This is a genomic window from Streptomyces sp. NPDC025793 (assembly GCF_055558375.1).
Window position 1 is genome coordinate 210,038 of sequence record NZ_JBVHMR010000013.1, and the last position, 14,540, is coordinate 224,577.

The window sequence follows — 14,540 nt, forward strand, 5'->3', positions numbered from 1 at the left end:
CAGACCACTACTTTCCGTGACCGGTCGGTGTCCCGCTTCGGTCCCGGTCGCTCGGCGCGCGGGCCGACGGCGGCATGGCTAGCGTGAGCAGCGGGGCGGCAAGCGCGAGTGTCCGGACATACCGCACCAGGAGGGTCGTCAGCATGGCCGTGCAACCCGAGGGAACGCCCTGTTGGGCCGACGCGATGTTCAGTGACGTCGAGGGAGCCAAGCGCTTCTACGGCGACGTCCTCGGCTGGACCTTCGGCGAGTCGTCGTCGGAGTACGGCAACTACACACAAGCCTATGTGGACGGCAAGGCGGTGGCCGCCGTCGTCCCGCCCATGCCGGGCCAGGAGGGGCAGTCGCAGTGGTGCCTGTACTTCGCCGCGCCGGACGCCGCCGCCACCGCGCAGAAGGTCCGGGACAACGACGGGGAGGTGCTGATGGAGCCCATGCAGGTCGGGGACTTCGGCACGATGTGCCTGGCCCGGGAGCCCAGCGGGGCCGTGTTCGGCGTCTGGCAGGCGGGCAGTCACGGGGGCTTCGAGGCGACCGGCACCCCGGGCGCGTACTGCTGGGCCGAGGTCTTCACGCGGGAACCGGAGAAGGCCGACACCTTCCTGTCCGCCGTCTTCCCGTACCGGATGAAACAGATGGAGGACCACGCCGTCGACTACCGGATGTTCGACGTGGGCGGCGACCCCGTCCTCGGGCGGATGAAGATGACCGACGACTTCCCGCCCGAGGTGCCGTCGTACATCAACGTCTACTTCACCGTGGACGACTGCGACCGGGCGGTCGAGCGTGCCGTCAAGCTCGGCGCCGTCCTCCGCTTCGGGCCGATGAGCAGCCCCTTCGGCCGGTTCGCGGCGCTGAGCGATCCGCAGGGCGCGGACTTCTCGGTGATCGACGTCACGACCACCGAAGGAGAGATGCCGTCGGTCAAGGACGTGTGAGGTCAGGGCGCCGGAGAGGCCGCCCGCGCGCCCATGGCATGATCGTGCGTATGCGTGAACGTGTGGTGGCCGCGTGCGACGGGGCTTCGAAGGGAAACCCCGGACCGGCCGGATGGGCATGGGTGGTCTCCGACGACGAGCGGACCCCCGCCCGCTGGGAGGCCGGCCCGCTCGGCCGGGCCACCAACAACGTCGCCGAACTCACCGCTCTGGAGCGGCTGCTCGCGGCGATCGCGCCGGACGTGCCGCTGGAGATCCGCATGGACTCCCAGTACGCCATGAAGGCCGTCACCACCTGGCTGCCCGGCTGGAAGCGCAACGGCTGGAAGACCGCCGCCGGCAAGCCGGTCGCCAACCAGGACCTGGTCGTGCGCATCGACGAGCTGCTCGACGGCCGGTCCGTGGAGTTCCGCTACGTCCCGGCCCACCAGGCGGACGGCGACCCGCTGAACGACTTCGCCGACCGCGCCGCCAGCCAGGCGGCCTCCGTGCAGGAGGAGGCCGGCAGCGCGCTCGGCTCCCCGGCGCCGCCGCCCTCGCCGGACACCCCGAAGGCCGCGGCCCCGCGCAGGAAGGCGCCCCGCCGCACCGGCGGCGGGGCGGCCGGCGGCACGTCCTCGCGCACGATCAAGGCGAAGTTCCCCGGCCGCTGCCTGTGCGGCCGCTCCTACGCGGCCGGCGAGTCCATCGCCAAGAACGCGCAGGGCTGGGGCCACCCGGAGTGCCGCACCGCCGAGGCCTGACCGGGCGTCGGCGGCCGGCCGTCAGCTGTCGAAGGTGTAGAACTTCGTGTGGTCCAGCAGTTCCGCCGGACGCACGTCGTTCCACGGCTTCATCGTCTCGTTCAGGTCGACGACGTCAGGCGTCCCGCCGGTCGGCACATAGCCCGCGCCCGGGTGCCGGCTCTGCCACTGCGCCCACAGCTTGTCGACATAGGCGTGGTGCAGCCAGAACACCGGGTCGTTGGGGGAGACGCCGGTGGCCATCTGTCCGCCGACCCAGACGTGGACCCGGTTGTGCAGGTTGACCCCGCGCCACCCCTCCAGGTTGTTCCGGAAGCCGTCCGAGGCGCTGTTGTACGGCGCCATGTCGTACGTCGATATGGACAGCACCGACTCCACCTCGGCGCGGGTCGGCAGCTCGCGCACGCCCGTGCCGAGCGAGCGGCGCAGGAACGTACGGCCGTCGACCCGCACGGTCAGCGGCCAGTTGCCGGCCGCCGCGGCGAACGGGCCGTCCATCACCCGGCCGTCCGAGCTGCGGCCGGTACCGCCGAGGAAGTCCGGTGCCCACAGCGAGGCGCGCGGGGTGCGGTCGGTGCTCCAGTCCCAGTACGGCAGGGCGACCGACGAGTCCACCGACTGGAGCGCCCGCTCGAAGTCGAGCAGGAATCTGCGGTGCCAGGGCAGGAAGGACGGGGAGCGATGGCCGGTCCGCTCGCCGGTGTCGGTGTCCGACATGATGAACTCGTTGTGCGTGCGGACGAATTCGTCGTAGCGCCCGCTGCGCTTGAGCGCGAGGACGGCGTCGACGAACCGCTTCTTCTCGTCGGCGGTCAGGGCGGCCTGGTTCTTGCGTACGGTCATGGTGCGCGATGCTCCGAAAGTCCTTGTGCGGGCGGTCAGTTGGCGGGGAAGGGCAGCAGCGGGGCGCCCTGGAGCTCGTCCACCGCGGCGCGGGCGGCGGCGCGCGGGGTGGCCACCGGGTCGTAGTGGCTGACGACGCTGATCCAGGTGCCGTCGGCGTTCCGCATCACGTGCAGCTCGACGCCGTCGATCAACACCTCGAATCCGCCGCCGTGTTCGGCGTGGTGGCCGCCTCCGCTCATCGGACGCCCCTGTATCCGGCGGCCCTTGTAGACCTCGTCGAAGGTGTCGGGGTGCGGCGGCATCGGCATGGGGTGCTCGTGGCCGGCGGCCGAGGCGGCGGGTGCGACGAGGGTCGCGGCGGTGGCCGTCGCGGCCAGGGCTGCCGCGGCGGTGAGCGCGCGGCGACGGCTGATGTCGGGCATGCGGGTCCTCCTGAAGGGTGCTTTTGGTGGTGACGACGCATGCCTATCGAGGGGGTGGGTACGGGGAGAAATCTCCCGGAACCGGTTGGCCGTGATCCGGACAATTGGCCACATGTCATACAGGGTTGAACGAAGTTGATCTTGTCGCGTCGGGAGGTGGATCTTCTCCGGAACGGCCAATTCCTTGCCGCGCCGACCGCCTTTTCGACGATCTTTCGCTGGTTCCGTCTGTCCGAGTGGTGCTGCTCACCACGCCAAACTGACGCGATCGAAAGGCTTGCCCGCACTGCTACCCTGCGGTCCCGTTCGACCACGTTCAGTGACAGACAGGGGTATGGCTGTGAAGGTCGTCTGCGCCGGAGGCGGGCCCGCGGGCCTGTGTCTCGCCATCCTGCTCAAGCGGCAGGACCCGTCCCACGACATCACCGTCCATGAGCGCAACCCCGAGGGGTCGACGTACGGCTGGGGTGTGACGTACTGGCGCGGCCTCCTCGACCGGCTCCAGGTCCACGACCCCGACGCCGCGCGGGCGGTCGAGGACGCCTCCGTCCGCTGGAGCGACGGAGTCGCCCACGTCCGGAACCTGACGACCCGTCATCATGGGGACGAGGGCTTCGGCATCGGCCGCCACCGGCTGCTCGACCTGCTCGCCGAGCGGGCCCGCGCGCTCGGCGTACGGCTGGAGTACGAGAGCGAACTCACCGAACCGCCCGCGGACGCCGACCTCGTCGTCGCGGCCGACGGGGTGCACAGCGCGCTGCGCACCCGGCACGCCGACGCCTTCGGCACCGAGATCGCCGCGGGCCGCAACCACTACATCTGGCTCGGCACCACCAAGGTCTTCGACGCCTTCACCTTCACCTTCGCCGAGACCCCGCACGGCTGGATCTGGGCCTACGGCTACGGCTACAGCGACGCGCACAGCACCTGCGTCGTCGAGTGCTCCCCACACACCTTCACCGGCCTCGGCCTGGACCGGATGGACGAGGCCGAGGGACTCTCGCTCCTCGAAAAGCTCTTCGAGGACGTGCTCGACGGCCACGGGCTCATCGGCCGCCCCGGCGCCGGCTGGCTGAACTTCCGCACCCTCACCAACCGCACCTGGCACCACGGCAACCTGGTGCTGCTCGGCGACGCCGCCCACACCACCCACTACTCCATCGGCGCCGGCACCACCCTCGCCCTGGAGGACGCCATGTGCCTCGCCGACGCCCTGCGCACGCACCCCGGCCTGCCCGAGGCGCTCGCCGCCTACGAGCGCCGGCGCCTGTCCGAGCTGCTGTCCGTCCAGAGCGCTGCCCGCTACAGCGCCCGCTGGTACGAGAACCTGCCCCGCTACATCCACCTGCCCCCGCACCGGATGTTCGCCCTGCTCGGCCAGCGCCACTCACCGCTGCTGCCGTACGTCCCACCGCAGCTCTACTACGGCCTCGACAAGGCGGCCGGGCAACTGGAGGTGCTGCGCCGGTTCAAGCGCTGGCTCGGCCCGCGCGCGGCCCGCGCGCTGCACGTCCGTGCGCGGGGCCGCTGAGACTCGGCACGTCGGTCCTCCGCGCCCCCACCGCATTCCCCCACCCGCCTCTCCCTGAATTCCCCCCCGCCCGCCTCTCCCTGAATTCCCCCACCCGCAAGGAGCCCCGCCCATGGCCATGCCCGACACCTTCGACCAGACCTCGACCGGCTACAGCGTGCGACGCGCCTACTGGCTCGCCCGTGCGTCCGACCTCGCGTACAAGGACGAAGCCACCATCGAGGAACAGGCCGCGAAGTGGGGCTTCGATCAGGTGCGGCACCATCGGACCCGGTTCACCCCGCCGTTTCCGTTGCAGGACACCCAGGCCTACACGATGGCCGGCGACCGGATGATCGTCATCGCCTTCCGCGGCACCGAACCCACCCAGATCAAGGACTGGCTCACCGACGCCTCGACCCCGCCCGTCACCGGCCCCGGCGGCAGCGGGCACGTCCATCACGGCTTCGCCGCGGCGCTGCGCTCGGTGTACCCGGACGTCGAGGCGACCCTCAAGGACCTGCGCACCGACGGACAGATCCTGTACTTCACCGGGCACAGCCTCGGCGGCGCCCTCGCCATGCTCACCGGCGCCCGGATGTACCTGGAGCACCCGAACCTCGCGGCGGACGGCATCTACACCTTCGGCCAGCCGCGCACCTGCGACGCGGTCCTCGCCGAGGCGTTCCACCAGGGACTCGGGGGCCGCACGTACCGCTTCGTGAACAACAACGACATCGTGCCCCAGCTGCCGCCCGAGCCCGTCTTCACCCATGTCCGGGCCCTGCGCTACATCGATTCCAAGGGCAAACTGCACGACAGCATGCCGATGTTCTCGGCACTCACCGACCGGATCGCGGGAGCGAGTGCGGACGTCTTCGCGCCCGCGTCCGACGGAATCCGCGACCACTTCATGCGCAACTACCTGAAGGCGCTGGAGCAGAACCTGGGCTGACCGGAGCGCGGCTCGGGCCGGGGCGAAAGGCGTCGGTGAAACATCATTCACTCGATACGGTGAATGGGTATTCACTCTTTCTCACCATGCCCTCGCACCGTCCCCGGGAGCGCCGATGGACCAGCCTGCCCCGATACCCCAGCCGTCCGGCACCCCGGCCGCGCCCCGCGCGCCGCGGGACCGGTGCACCATCCCGGTGCTCGCGTCGGGCGGCATCCTCATGGCGGTCATGCAGACCGTCGTCGTCCCCCTGCTGCCGGACCTTCCCCGGCTGACCGGCGCGTCCGCCGCGGCCGTCTCCTGGACGGTCACCGCGACCCTGCTCTCCGGCGCCGTCCTCACCCCGGTGCTCGGCCGGGCCGGCGACATGTACGGAAAGAAGCGGGTCCTCACGGCCGCGCTCGTGCTGATGACCCTCGGCTCGGTGATCTGCGCCCTGACCTCGGACATCGGCGTGCTCATCGCCGCCCGCGCGTTCCAGGGCGCCGCAGCCTGCGTCGTCCCGCTGTCCATCAGCATCCTGCGCGACGAACTCCCGCCGGAGCGACGGGGCGCGGCGGTGGCCCTCATGAGCTCCACGGTCGGCATCGGCGCCGCGCTCGGCCTGCCGCTCGCCGCGCTGGTCGTCCAGTACGCCGACTGGCACACGATGTTCTGGCTCACCGGCGCCCTCGGCGCGCTGGGCGTCGCGGCGACCTGGTGGGCGGTCAGGGAGTCGCCGATGCGCGAGCCCGGCCGGTTCGACGTGCTCGGCGCGCTGGGACTCGCCGCCGGGCTGGTGTGCCTGCTGCTGGGCGTCTCGCAGGGCGGCACCTGGGGATGGGGCAGTGCACAAATCCTCGGGCTGTTCCTCGCCGCCCTCGCGATCCTCGCCCTGTGGTGGTGGCAGCAACTGCGCACCGAACGGCCGCTGGTGGACCTGGGGCTGGTCAGCCGGCCGCGGGTGGGGCTGTCGCACGTGGCCGCCCTGCTGACCGGGTTCGCCTTCTACGCCAACTCCCTCGTCACCGCCCAGCTGGTGCAGACGCCGAAGACCACCGACTACGGCCTCGGCCTGTCAATCGTCGCCACCGGTCTGTGCCTGCTGCCCGGCGGAGTGACCATGCTGCTGTTCTCGCCTCTGTCGGCCCGGATCTCCGCCGCCCGTGGCCCGCGCATCACCCTCGCCCTGGGCGCCGCCGTCATCGCCTGCGGCTACGCCGTGCGCATCGCCGACAGCCGCGACCTGTGGATGATCATCGTGGGCGCCACGGTGGTGGCGACCGGCACCACCCTCGCCTACTCGGCGCTGCCGACCCTGATCCTGCGCGCGGTCCCAGCGGGGCAGACCGCCTCCGCCAACGGCGTCAACGTCCTCATGCGCACCATCGGGCAGGCCGTCTCCAGCGCCGCCGTCGCCGCCGTCCTCGTCCACCACAGCAGCCCCGTCGGCGGCGTCCCGGTCCCCACCCTGCACGGCTATCTGCTGGCGTTCGCCATGGCGGGCGCCGTCGCCCTCGCCGCCTGCGCGGCCGCCCTGACCATCCCGGACGACGGCGGCCCCGCCGACGGGACCGGCCGGGCCCGGCGCGCCACCTGCGGCGCGCGCGACGGGGTGCCGGCGGGAACATGAGTACCGTGAGCACCCCACCCGGGCCGGACACCCGCGCCCCCGGCCGCCGTGACGCCGAGGTCACCAAGGCCGCCATCGTCAAGGCCGCCCGCCACCTCCTGGCCCGGCAGGCCCACGCCGACATCACCCTGAAGGCGGTGGCCGAACGGGCCGGTGTCAGCCCGCCGTTGATCCTGAAGTACTTCGGCAACAAGGACGCCCTGTTCGCCCGCGTCATGTCCTTCGACACCGACGCGGACGCCCTGCTCGACGCGCCGCTGCCCGACCTCGGCCGGCACATGGCCCGGCACGTCCTGACCGGCCAGCGCGACCGCGGCGCCGACCCGCTGCTGCGCATCGCCTTCGCCCCGCTGCACGGCGACCGCGGCGAGATCCTGCGCGCCAACTTCCGCGGCCAGGTCACCGAACGCCTCGCCGCCCGGCTCACCGGTCCCGACCCCGGACTGCGCGCCGAACTGGCCGTCGCCGCGCTCGTCGGCCTCGGCGTGATGTACGGCATCGCCCGCGGACCGCACCTGCGCGCCACCGACGCCGACGCCGTCGCCGAGCGCTACGGGCCACTGGTCCAGGCCCAGTTGACCCCGCAGGGCTGAGCCGGCACGCCTCGTCCGGCCCGGTGAGCAGGGCCCCGGCGGCCCTGCGGATGGCGGCGACCAGCGGGCCGTCGCCCCCGGCGCGGGTCGCGAAGGCGTCAGGTCGCCGGGCGCGGGCGTCGCCGTGAGGCCCAGCCCGTGGCCCTCCAGGAAGGTGAGCAGGGTCTCCATGGTCACGCCCGCGCCGGCGCGGACCGCCGAACCGGACTCCAGGGCCAGACCGGTCAGATGGAGGGCGGTGTCGACCGGCAGGGTCCGGGTGCCGGTCGTCGTCCCCTCGGTGATCGTCAGTGGCGACCAGCCGTGCGAGCGGCCCCGTGCGCGGACCCGCCAGCCGGCGCGCCAGGCCCAGTCGACCACGGCGAGCACCTGCTCCGGCCCGGCCGGGGCGCAGGCCCACAGCCCGTCGGCGGTGATCTCGCCCGCCCGGTTGCGGTACGCCGAGCGGTACAGCCTCACCTCGGCCGGAAACCCGGGGAGTTCGGCCGCGGCCGCCGCCGGGTCGGCCGCGAGCGGCACCGGCGCGGCGGCCCACGCGGCGGCTCCGGCCGCTCCGCGCAGCAGGCCACGGCGGCTGACGGGCCATGAACTTCCGTATGGAGAAGGAGAGTTGCCAGGCACGTCCGTAGAGCGTTCGATCACGGGCTCACGGTAGGGTCGCGCTGTACGCCCACCGCGCTTTCGTCCACCGCTATCACCCGAGCGGGTGAAAAGCGCACAGTCCACGCCCAGGTGCGCCCAGGAAGCCTGCCGGAGCGGCCTGTTCCGCGCGGGCCGGTGCCGGATGACACACTGGCGCCATGGACGAACGCGAATTCGGCAGGTCGGGCCAGTGGGCCTCGGTGGTGGGTCTGGGCACCTGGCAGCTGGGCGCCGACTGGGGCCGTGTGGACGAGAAGGAGGCCCTGTCCGTCCTGGAGGCGGCGGCCGAGGCGGGAGTCACGTTCTTCGACACCGCCGACGTGTACGGCGACGGACGCAGCGAGGAGGCCATCGCCTCCTTCCTGCGCACCCGCCCCGATCTGCATGTGCTGGTCGCCACCAAGATGGGCCGCCGGGCCGAGCAGCTCCCCGGGAACTACGTCCTGGACAACTTCCGTGCCTGGAACGACCGTTCGCGCCGCAACCTCGGCGTCGACCGCATCGACCTGGTCCAGCTGCACTGTCCGCCGACCCCCGTCTACTCCTCCGACGCGGTCTACGACGCGCTGGACACGCTCGTCGCGGAGGAGCGGGTCGCGGCGTACGGGGTGAGTGTCGAGACCTGCGCCGAGGCGCTGACCGCGATCGCCCGGCCGAACGTGGCGAGCGTGCAGATCATCCTCAACCCGTTCCGCATGAAGCCCCTGTACGAGGTGCTGCCCGCCGCCCGCGAGGCCGGTGTCGGCATCATCGCGCGCGTGCCGCTCGCCTCCGGCCTGCTGTCCGGCAAGTACACCAAGGACACGGTGTTCGCGGCCGACGACCACCGCACCTACAACCGGCACGGCGAGGCCTTCGACCAGGGCGAGACCTTCTCCGGCGTCGACTACGCCACCGGTGTCGAGGCCGCCGCCGAGTTCGCCGCGCTCGCCCCCGAGGGATACGCCCCGGCCCAGCTGGCCCTGCGCTGGATCGTCGAGCAGGACGGCGTGACGACGGTCATCCCCGGCGCCCGCAGTCCGGAGCAGGCCCGGGCCAACGCGGCCGCCGCCAAGCTGCCGCCGCTGCCCGAGGACACCGTCACCGCGATCCGCGCGCTCTACGACCGCCGGATCAAGGACCAGGTCGAGCAGCGCTGGTAGCCGCCGCCCGGACGGCGGTCGTTTGAAGGAACGGCCGGACGGTTACACGGACCCCATGGCGGAGGAAGGCCGGCGCACGGGGCGCGACGAGACCGAGGACGAGCGGGCCGACCGGATGTGGGGTGAACTCATCCAGGAGGTCCGCGTCGCCCAGACGGGCGTGCAGATCCTCTTCGGCTTCCTGCTGACGGTCGTCTTCTACCCGAAGTACGCCACGCTGCCCCACAGCGAGCAGGTCATCTACATCGTGACCGTCGTGCTGGGTGCCGCCGCGACCGGAGCCCTCATCGGGCCGGTGTCGCTGCATCGCCTCGTCTCCGGCCGCAGGGTCAAGCCGCAGGCGGTGCGGATCGCCTCCCGGCTGACCTTCATCGGCCTGCTCCTGCTGGTCACGACGACGACGTCGGCGCTCCTGCTGATCCTGCGGGTGGCCACGCACGGCAGCGAGGTGACCTGGCTGGTCGCGGGCATCGTCGCCTGGTACCTGGTGTGCTGGTACGCCCTGCCCCTGTGGATCCGGTGCCGCCACACGATCCGCCCGGACACCGGGGCCGCGCCGCCGCGCCGAGAACCCGGCAGCGGCGGCGAGGACGGCCGTACAGGGCCTAGGGACGGACGTAGGGCCGGGTCATGATCTCCATGTTGTGGCCCGACGGGTCGGCGAAGTAGGCTCCGCGGCCGCCGAAGAGCCGGTTGATCCGGCCCGGCTCGCCGTGGTGCGGATCGGCGTAGTACGGGACGCCGAGTGCGTCCAGCCGGGCGATCATGCCGTCGAACCGCTCGTCGGGCACGAGGAACGCGTAGTGCTGCGGCTGGACCGGCTCGTCCCGCTGCTCGTAGTAGTCGAGCGTGACCCCGTTGCCGAGGTCGACGGGGAGGAACGGGCCGAAGGGGGCGCCGACCTCCAGGCCGAGGACGGCGGCGAGGAACTCGGCCGACAGCCGCCGGTCCCTGGCGAGCACGGCGGTGTGGTCGAGGCGGACGGCGGGCGTGGGCGTGTGCTGTGCGGTGGTCTGCATCGGTGGGTGTGTCTCCGGGTGTCGGGATTCGCTGGAAACGGCGCCGTACGGGCGCCGGGGCGGGAACACTCGGAGACGGCGGCGGGCCTCTCGCCCGCCTCGCGCTCACGCCGAGGCCGGGACCCTCACTCGTGCATGGCCCAAGGCCGACCCGGCAGTCACCCGGCCGACTCTAATGATCATCGTCGGCCGGGGCAACCGTTCAGTCCCGCGGCTGCTGTCCCCCGCGCGCTCCCCGCAGTGCCGTCAGACACGTGCCGATGGCCTGCTGGAGTTCCTCCAGACGCTGGACCGCTTCGTCCATGTCCTCCTCCTGGAAGTCCTGGGCGTCGTCGAAGGTCAGCTCCTCGAACGCATGGGTGGCCTTCTGGAGGCTGTTGTAGAACCTGGTCCGCTGCTCCTGGACGCGCAGTTCGGGGTCGGCCTCGACCGCGTCGGCGACCAGCGACTTCATCGTGTCGTAGGCCTCGGTGGCCCACTCGCCGGTGTCCTCGTCGTCCGTCAGCTCGTCGATGAGCGACAGATGCCGCTCGGCCTCCTCGCGCAGCTCGACGGGGGCGTCGACGGTCTGCCCGGCAGGGGTCTTGATCTGCCCGGACTCGGCGATCCGGCGGACGTAGCCGATCCGGTCGGCCGCCCGGCTCTCGGTCGCGACGGCCTTCTTCAGGTCGTCGGTGCGTACGACGTCACGCGCCAGCTCGGCCTGCAGCTCGGGATCGTCGCGGAGCCGGTCCAGCAGGGCGCTGCGGGCCGCGCGGGCGGTGGAGGGGTCGGCGAGGATCGCGGCGCGCAGCGCGGTCGGATTCTCGGCGACCTCCAGCGCCTTGGTGGGACGGATGCCCTCGGACTGCGCGGCCTCGGCGATGGCGGTGCCGCGCTCGGAGGTCGCGCTGTTTCGGGAGACGTAGTAGTTCAACCACGCGTCCGCGTCCGGCAGTTCGATGTCCTGGCCGGGTTCGAGGGTTTCGAAGTGCGGCACGAGTGCGTCGTCGGCGGCCCGGTCCCAGGCCCTGTAGTAGCGCATGACCCGCTCCGGGGAGCAGTCGGCCAGCTGCGCGAACTCCTTTGCCGACACCTTCGGCGTCTCACCGGCGGCCTGCCCGCCCGGCCGCACACTGCGCGCCACCATCAGCGCGAAGGCCCAGCCTCCGGTGCGCGCGTAGACGCCGAACTCACGGGCGTCGCGCGCCACGAGGTCGGACAGCGGCGCCGCGGCCGGGGCGGACGGCTCGGCCACGGCGCTGCTCTCGGACGTCTCCGACGTCCCGGACGGGTCGATGACCAGGGTCACGGATGTCTCTCCTGCAAGGATGACTCGACGGACCGCACCCGGGAGCGGGCGCGGACAGGAAAGCCTATCGGGACATATCGGCCGCGCGGAACGTGGCCAGGAACGTCTTCAGCGCCAGCCGGTTCACCGCGTCGTCCCAGGCCGAGGCGGGGGTGGTGAAGCGCAGCGAGAAGCTCCGGTCGCCGCCGATCAGGAAGCCGCGGCCGAAGGTGTGCACCCGGGCGTCCCCGGTCCCCGCCAGCCACTCCAGGTCGGCGGCTTTGTCGCCCTGGTAGGTGGTGGCCCGTAAGGCGCCGACGCGCTGGTAGCCCGGGAGTCGCACCAGGGACGGTTCGACGTCGTTGCGCCAGACGGCGACCGGGTCCGGGCCGACGTGCTCGCTGTAGGTGACGGCCAGGGTGGGGGTGGCGCCGCCCGCGCCGAACGTGATGCGGTACCGCTCCCCGGCGTGCTCGGTGAGCAGCCGCTTCCAGCCGTTCGGCAGCGCCACCGAGAAACCCTCCGGTGCGGTGTAGCGGTGATAGCCGGCGGGCAGCGCGGACGGAGCCGTTGCGGAGGAGGAGGGGGACGGGGAGGGCGAGGTGGACGCCGTCGGGGTGGCCGTGGGTGCGTCGGCAGGGGTGGGAGGGGCGGCCGAGGTGATGGGGCGTGCCGGTGCGTGCGCCGTGCCGGTGGCGGTGCCGGGCAGTTGGTGGGTCACGGCCAGGGCGGCGAGTGCGACGGCGACCACGGCCACCGCGCTGCCGGCGGCCAGCGCCCGCCGGCTCCGCTCCGGCCCGCCGAGCCGCAGCAGACTCGGGTACCCACCGCGCAGCCGGGGCTCGGGGCCCGTCGGCAGGCCGGTGTCGCCGTCCTCGTCCAGAGCCCGGGTCAGGGCCTCGCGGGTCACCGGCCGCGGCAGCCGTTCGCGCGAGTTCTTGCGCAGCAGCCCCTGCACGGCCTGGGTGAGCGGGCCCGCGCGCAGCGGGGTGCGCAGCGGCAGCCGGTCCACCGCCTTCAGCGTGGCCTCGGGCCGGCCCCGGTCCCGGAACGGCGGCCGGCCCTCCACCATCGTGTAGAGCAGCGCGCCCAGCGCCCACAGGTCCGCGGCCGGGCCGATCCGCTCGTCACGGGCCTGCTCCGGCGAGGCGTACGACGGTGCCGTGAGCCGTGGCACCAGGGTCGCCCCTGCCAGCCCGAACCCGGTGACGACGACCGGTCCGCCCTCCGGGACGAAGACCTGGCCGGGGCTCAGCTCGCCGTGCGTGATGCCCCCGTCGTGCGCGGCCTGGAGCACCTCCAGCACCTCCAGGCCGATCCGCGCCGACCGCGCCGGGCTGAACGAGCCCTCGTGGTCGAGGAGTTCGGTGAGCGGCGTGCCGTCGATCCACTCGGTGACCGTCCACAGCGCGCCGGCCTCGACCACGGCGTCCACGACCACCGCGACCCGGCCGGGGCACAGCAGCCGCATCGTCTCCGAGGTCCGCACGACCCGGGCCGTGACCCGGCGCAGGGTGTCCGCGTCGCAGTCCGCCGGCAGGGTGGTCCGGGCCACCAGCCGCGGCTGCTCGGCGGTCACGTCCTCGGCGTACCACCACAGGCGGTTCGTCTCACGGGAGAACACCTCCAGGAGCCGGTACCGGCCTGCGACCAACTCGTGTGCGGAGACGTGCGCCTCGACCATGGTCATCCCTCGCTGAAACCCCTGTCCCGTGTCTCCCAGGGGTACGCAGGGCGCGCGGGGGTGCGTTCAAAGAATTCCCGGATGCGCCCCCTTTTTTCCACGGATTCCGGGAGCGCCCCGCTCCGGGGCTTCCGGAACGCGCTCCGCCGCGCTCACGTCAGCCCGAACCGGTCGGCCCAGCCCATGAGTTCGCGGGGTGTGGTGTTGCCCCCGCACACCACGAGGCCGAGCCGGGCCTCGTCGCCGACCCGGGCCAGCACCTGCCGGGCCGCCGGCAGGAGACAGCCCGCGGCCGGCTCGGCCCACACCTTGGCGTGCTCGGCGAGGTCCAGACAGCCCTGCACGGCGTCCCGGTCCGGAACGACGAGCACCTCCTCGACCAGCGTGGCGACATGGTCGTACGTCAGCTGGGACACGGAGGGCGCGCTGAGCGTGGTGACCAGCGACGACAGCGGTACCGGCACCGGTTTGCCCGCCTTCAGCGCGCCGGACATCGCCTCGGCGCCCTCGGTCTCCACACCCCACACCCGCACCCCGGGGCGCAGGGCGGCGAGGGCCGCCGCGACGCCGGCGATCAGCCCGCCCCCGCCGATGCTGACGATCACGTCCGTCAGCCCGGCGGTGTCGCGCGCGTCCTGCGCCAGCTCCAGTCCGACCGTGCCCTGCCCCGCGATCACGACCGGGTCGTCGAACGGATGGACCAGGGTCAGCCCCTCGTCCCGCAGCCGCGTCACCAGCTCGAACGCGCTGTCCATGCCGTCGGTCAGCCGCACCGACGCCCCGGCGGCCTCGGCGAGCGCGAGGGACCGGGCGGGTGCGGTCCGTGGCATCACCACGGTCGCCTTCACGTCGAGGGCCGCCGCCATCACCGCGAGCGCGATGCCGTGGTTGCCGCCGCTGACCGCGACCACGCCCGCCGCCCGTTCGGCCCCGCTCAGCGACAGCAGCTTCGCGGTCGCGCCGCGCGCCTTGAACGAGCCGGTGCGCTGGAGCAGTTCGAGCTTGGCGGTGACCGGGACACCGAGCAGCTCGGTCAGCCCCGGGCTCGGCACGGTCGGCGTCCGTACGACGTGTCCGGCGATCCGCTCCGCCGCCGCTTCGATGTCCGAGATGCCGATCACGGTGCTCCACCCTTCCGACGCGGGGGTGGGAACCCGCGTCCCT

14 protein-coding genes and 1 pseudogene are annotated in these 14,540 nt (G+C 72.6%); 8 read left to right on the forward strand and 7 right to left on the reverse strand.

Translation table 11 applies throughout. From position 1 onward, the window contains the following. The first annotated feature begins 143 nt into the window (after positions 1–143). The gene (locus ACZ4MF_RS25010; RefSeq protein ID WP_467494147.1) at positions 144–938 is read left to right on the forward strand and encodes a VOC family protein; all 795 of its coding nucleotides are present in this window, start codon (positions 144–146) and stop codon (positions 936–938) included. A gap of 38 nt (positions 939–976) precedes the next feature. After that, positions 977–1,681 (forward strand): ribonuclease H family protein, encoded by a 705-nt coding sequence (locus ACZ4MF_RS25015; protein WP_467494148.1) that lies wholly within the window; start codon positions 977–979, stop codon positions 1,679–1,681. A gap of 21 nt (positions 1,682–1,702) precedes the next feature. On the opposite strand, the gene melC2 is transcribed toward ACZ4MF_RS25015, so the two are convergent. After that, positions 1,703–2,524 carry a tyrosinase MelC2 gene (melC2, locus tag ACZ4MF_RS25020; protein WP_467494149.1) on the reverse strand — a complete coding sequence of 274 codons (822 nt, stop codon included), beginning with the start codon at positions 2,522–2,524 and terminating at the stop codon, positions 1,703–1,705. Positions 2,525–2,559: 35 nt separating this feature from the next. Continuing rightward, positions 2,560–2,949, reverse strand: a complete 390-nt coding sequence (gene melC1, locus ACZ4MF_RS25025) for an apotyrosinase chaperone MelC1 (protein WP_467494150.1) — start codon at positions 2,947–2,949, stop codon at positions 2,560–2,562. A 334-nt stretch (positions 2,950–3,283) separates the two neighbouring features. Here melC1 and ACZ4MF_RS25030 point away from each other — a divergent pair, with 334 nt between their 5' ends. From ACZ4MF_RS25030 to ACZ4MF_RS25045, 4 genes are all read left to right on the forward strand, one after another. Then, positions 3,284–4,480 carry an FAD-dependent monooxygenase gene (locus ACZ4MF_RS25030; RefSeq protein WP_467494151.1) on the forward strand — a complete coding sequence of 399 codons (1,197 nt, stop codon included), beginning with the start codon at positions 3,284–3,286 and terminating at the stop codon, positions 4,478–4,480. A gap of 112 nt (positions 4,481–4,592) precedes the next feature. After that, positions 4,593–5,414, forward strand: a complete 822-nt coding sequence (locus ACZ4MF_RS25035) for a lipase family protein (protein WP_467494152.1) — start codon at positions 4,593–4,595, stop codon at positions 5,412–5,414. 115 nt (positions 5,415–5,529) lie between these two features. After that, entirely contained in the window at positions 5,530–7,026 is a 1,497-nt protein-coding gene (locus ACZ4MF_RS25040; protein WP_467494153.1) for an MFS transporter, read from the forward strand. Then, complete coding sequence (locus ACZ4MF_RS25045) at positions 7,023–7,619, forward strand: TetR/AcrR family transcriptional regulator (protein ID WP_467494154.1); 597 nt, start codon at positions 7,023–7,025, stop codon at positions 7,617–7,619. The genes ACZ4MF_RS25040 and ACZ4MF_RS25045 overlap by 4 nt, the downstream gene beginning before the upstream one ends. A 96-nt stretch (positions 7,620–7,715) precedes the next feature. Here the strand turns inward: ACZ4MF_RS25045 and ACZ4MF_RS25050 are convergent. Next, positions 7,716–8,240, reverse strand: a pseudogene (locus ACZ4MF_RS25050) (FAD-binding protein); the annotation flags it as partial. A gap of 179 nt (positions 8,241–8,419) precedes the next feature. Here ACZ4MF_RS25050 and ACZ4MF_RS25055 point away from each other — a divergent pair. Both ACZ4MF_RS25055 and ACZ4MF_RS25060 read left to right on the forward strand, forming a co-directional pair. Beyond that, positions 8,420–9,403, forward strand: a complete 984-nt coding sequence (locus ACZ4MF_RS25055; RefSeq protein WP_467494155.1) for an aldo/keto reductase — start codon at positions 8,420–8,422, stop codon at positions 9,401–9,403. 55 nt (positions 9,404–9,458) lie between these two features. Beyond that, positions 9,459–10,037, forward strand: coding sequence for a DUF6328 family protein (locus tag ACZ4MF_RS25060; RefSeq protein ID WP_467494156.1), 579 nt, complete (start codon positions 9,459–9,461; stop codon positions 10,035–10,037). On the opposite strand, the gene ACZ4MF_RS25065 is transcribed toward ACZ4MF_RS25060, so the two are convergent. From ACZ4MF_RS25065 to ACZ4MF_RS25080, 4 genes are all read right to left on the reverse strand, one after another. Further along, a complete protein-coding gene (locus tag ACZ4MF_RS25065; RefSeq protein WP_467494157.1) occupies positions 10,009–10,422 on the reverse strand; it encodes a VOC family protein in 414 nt (137 codons plus the stop codon). The two genes, ACZ4MF_RS25060 and ACZ4MF_RS25065, sit on opposite strands and share 29 nt — an antisense overlap. Positions 10,423–10,624: 202 nt before the next feature. Next, a complete protein-coding gene (locus ACZ4MF_RS25070; protein WP_467494158.1) occupies positions 10,625–11,713 on the reverse strand; it encodes a hypothetical protein in 1,089 nt (362 codons plus the stop codon). Positions 11,714–11,777: 64 nt separating this feature from the next. Then, on the reverse strand, positions 11,778–13,382 hold the full coding sequence (locus ACZ4MF_RS25075; protein ID WP_467494159.1) for a serine/threonine-protein kinase: 1,605 nt from the start codon (positions 13,380–13,382) through the stop codon (positions 11,778–11,780). A 146-nt stretch (positions 13,383–13,528) separates the two neighbouring features. Continuing rightward, the gene (locus ACZ4MF_RS25080; RefSeq protein ID WP_467494160.1) at positions 13,529–14,497 is read right to left on the reverse strand and encodes a threonine/serine dehydratase; all 969 of its coding nucleotides are present in this window, start codon (positions 14,495–14,497) and stop codon (positions 13,529–13,531) included. Between the last annotated feature and the right edge of the window lie 43 nt (positions 14,498–14,540).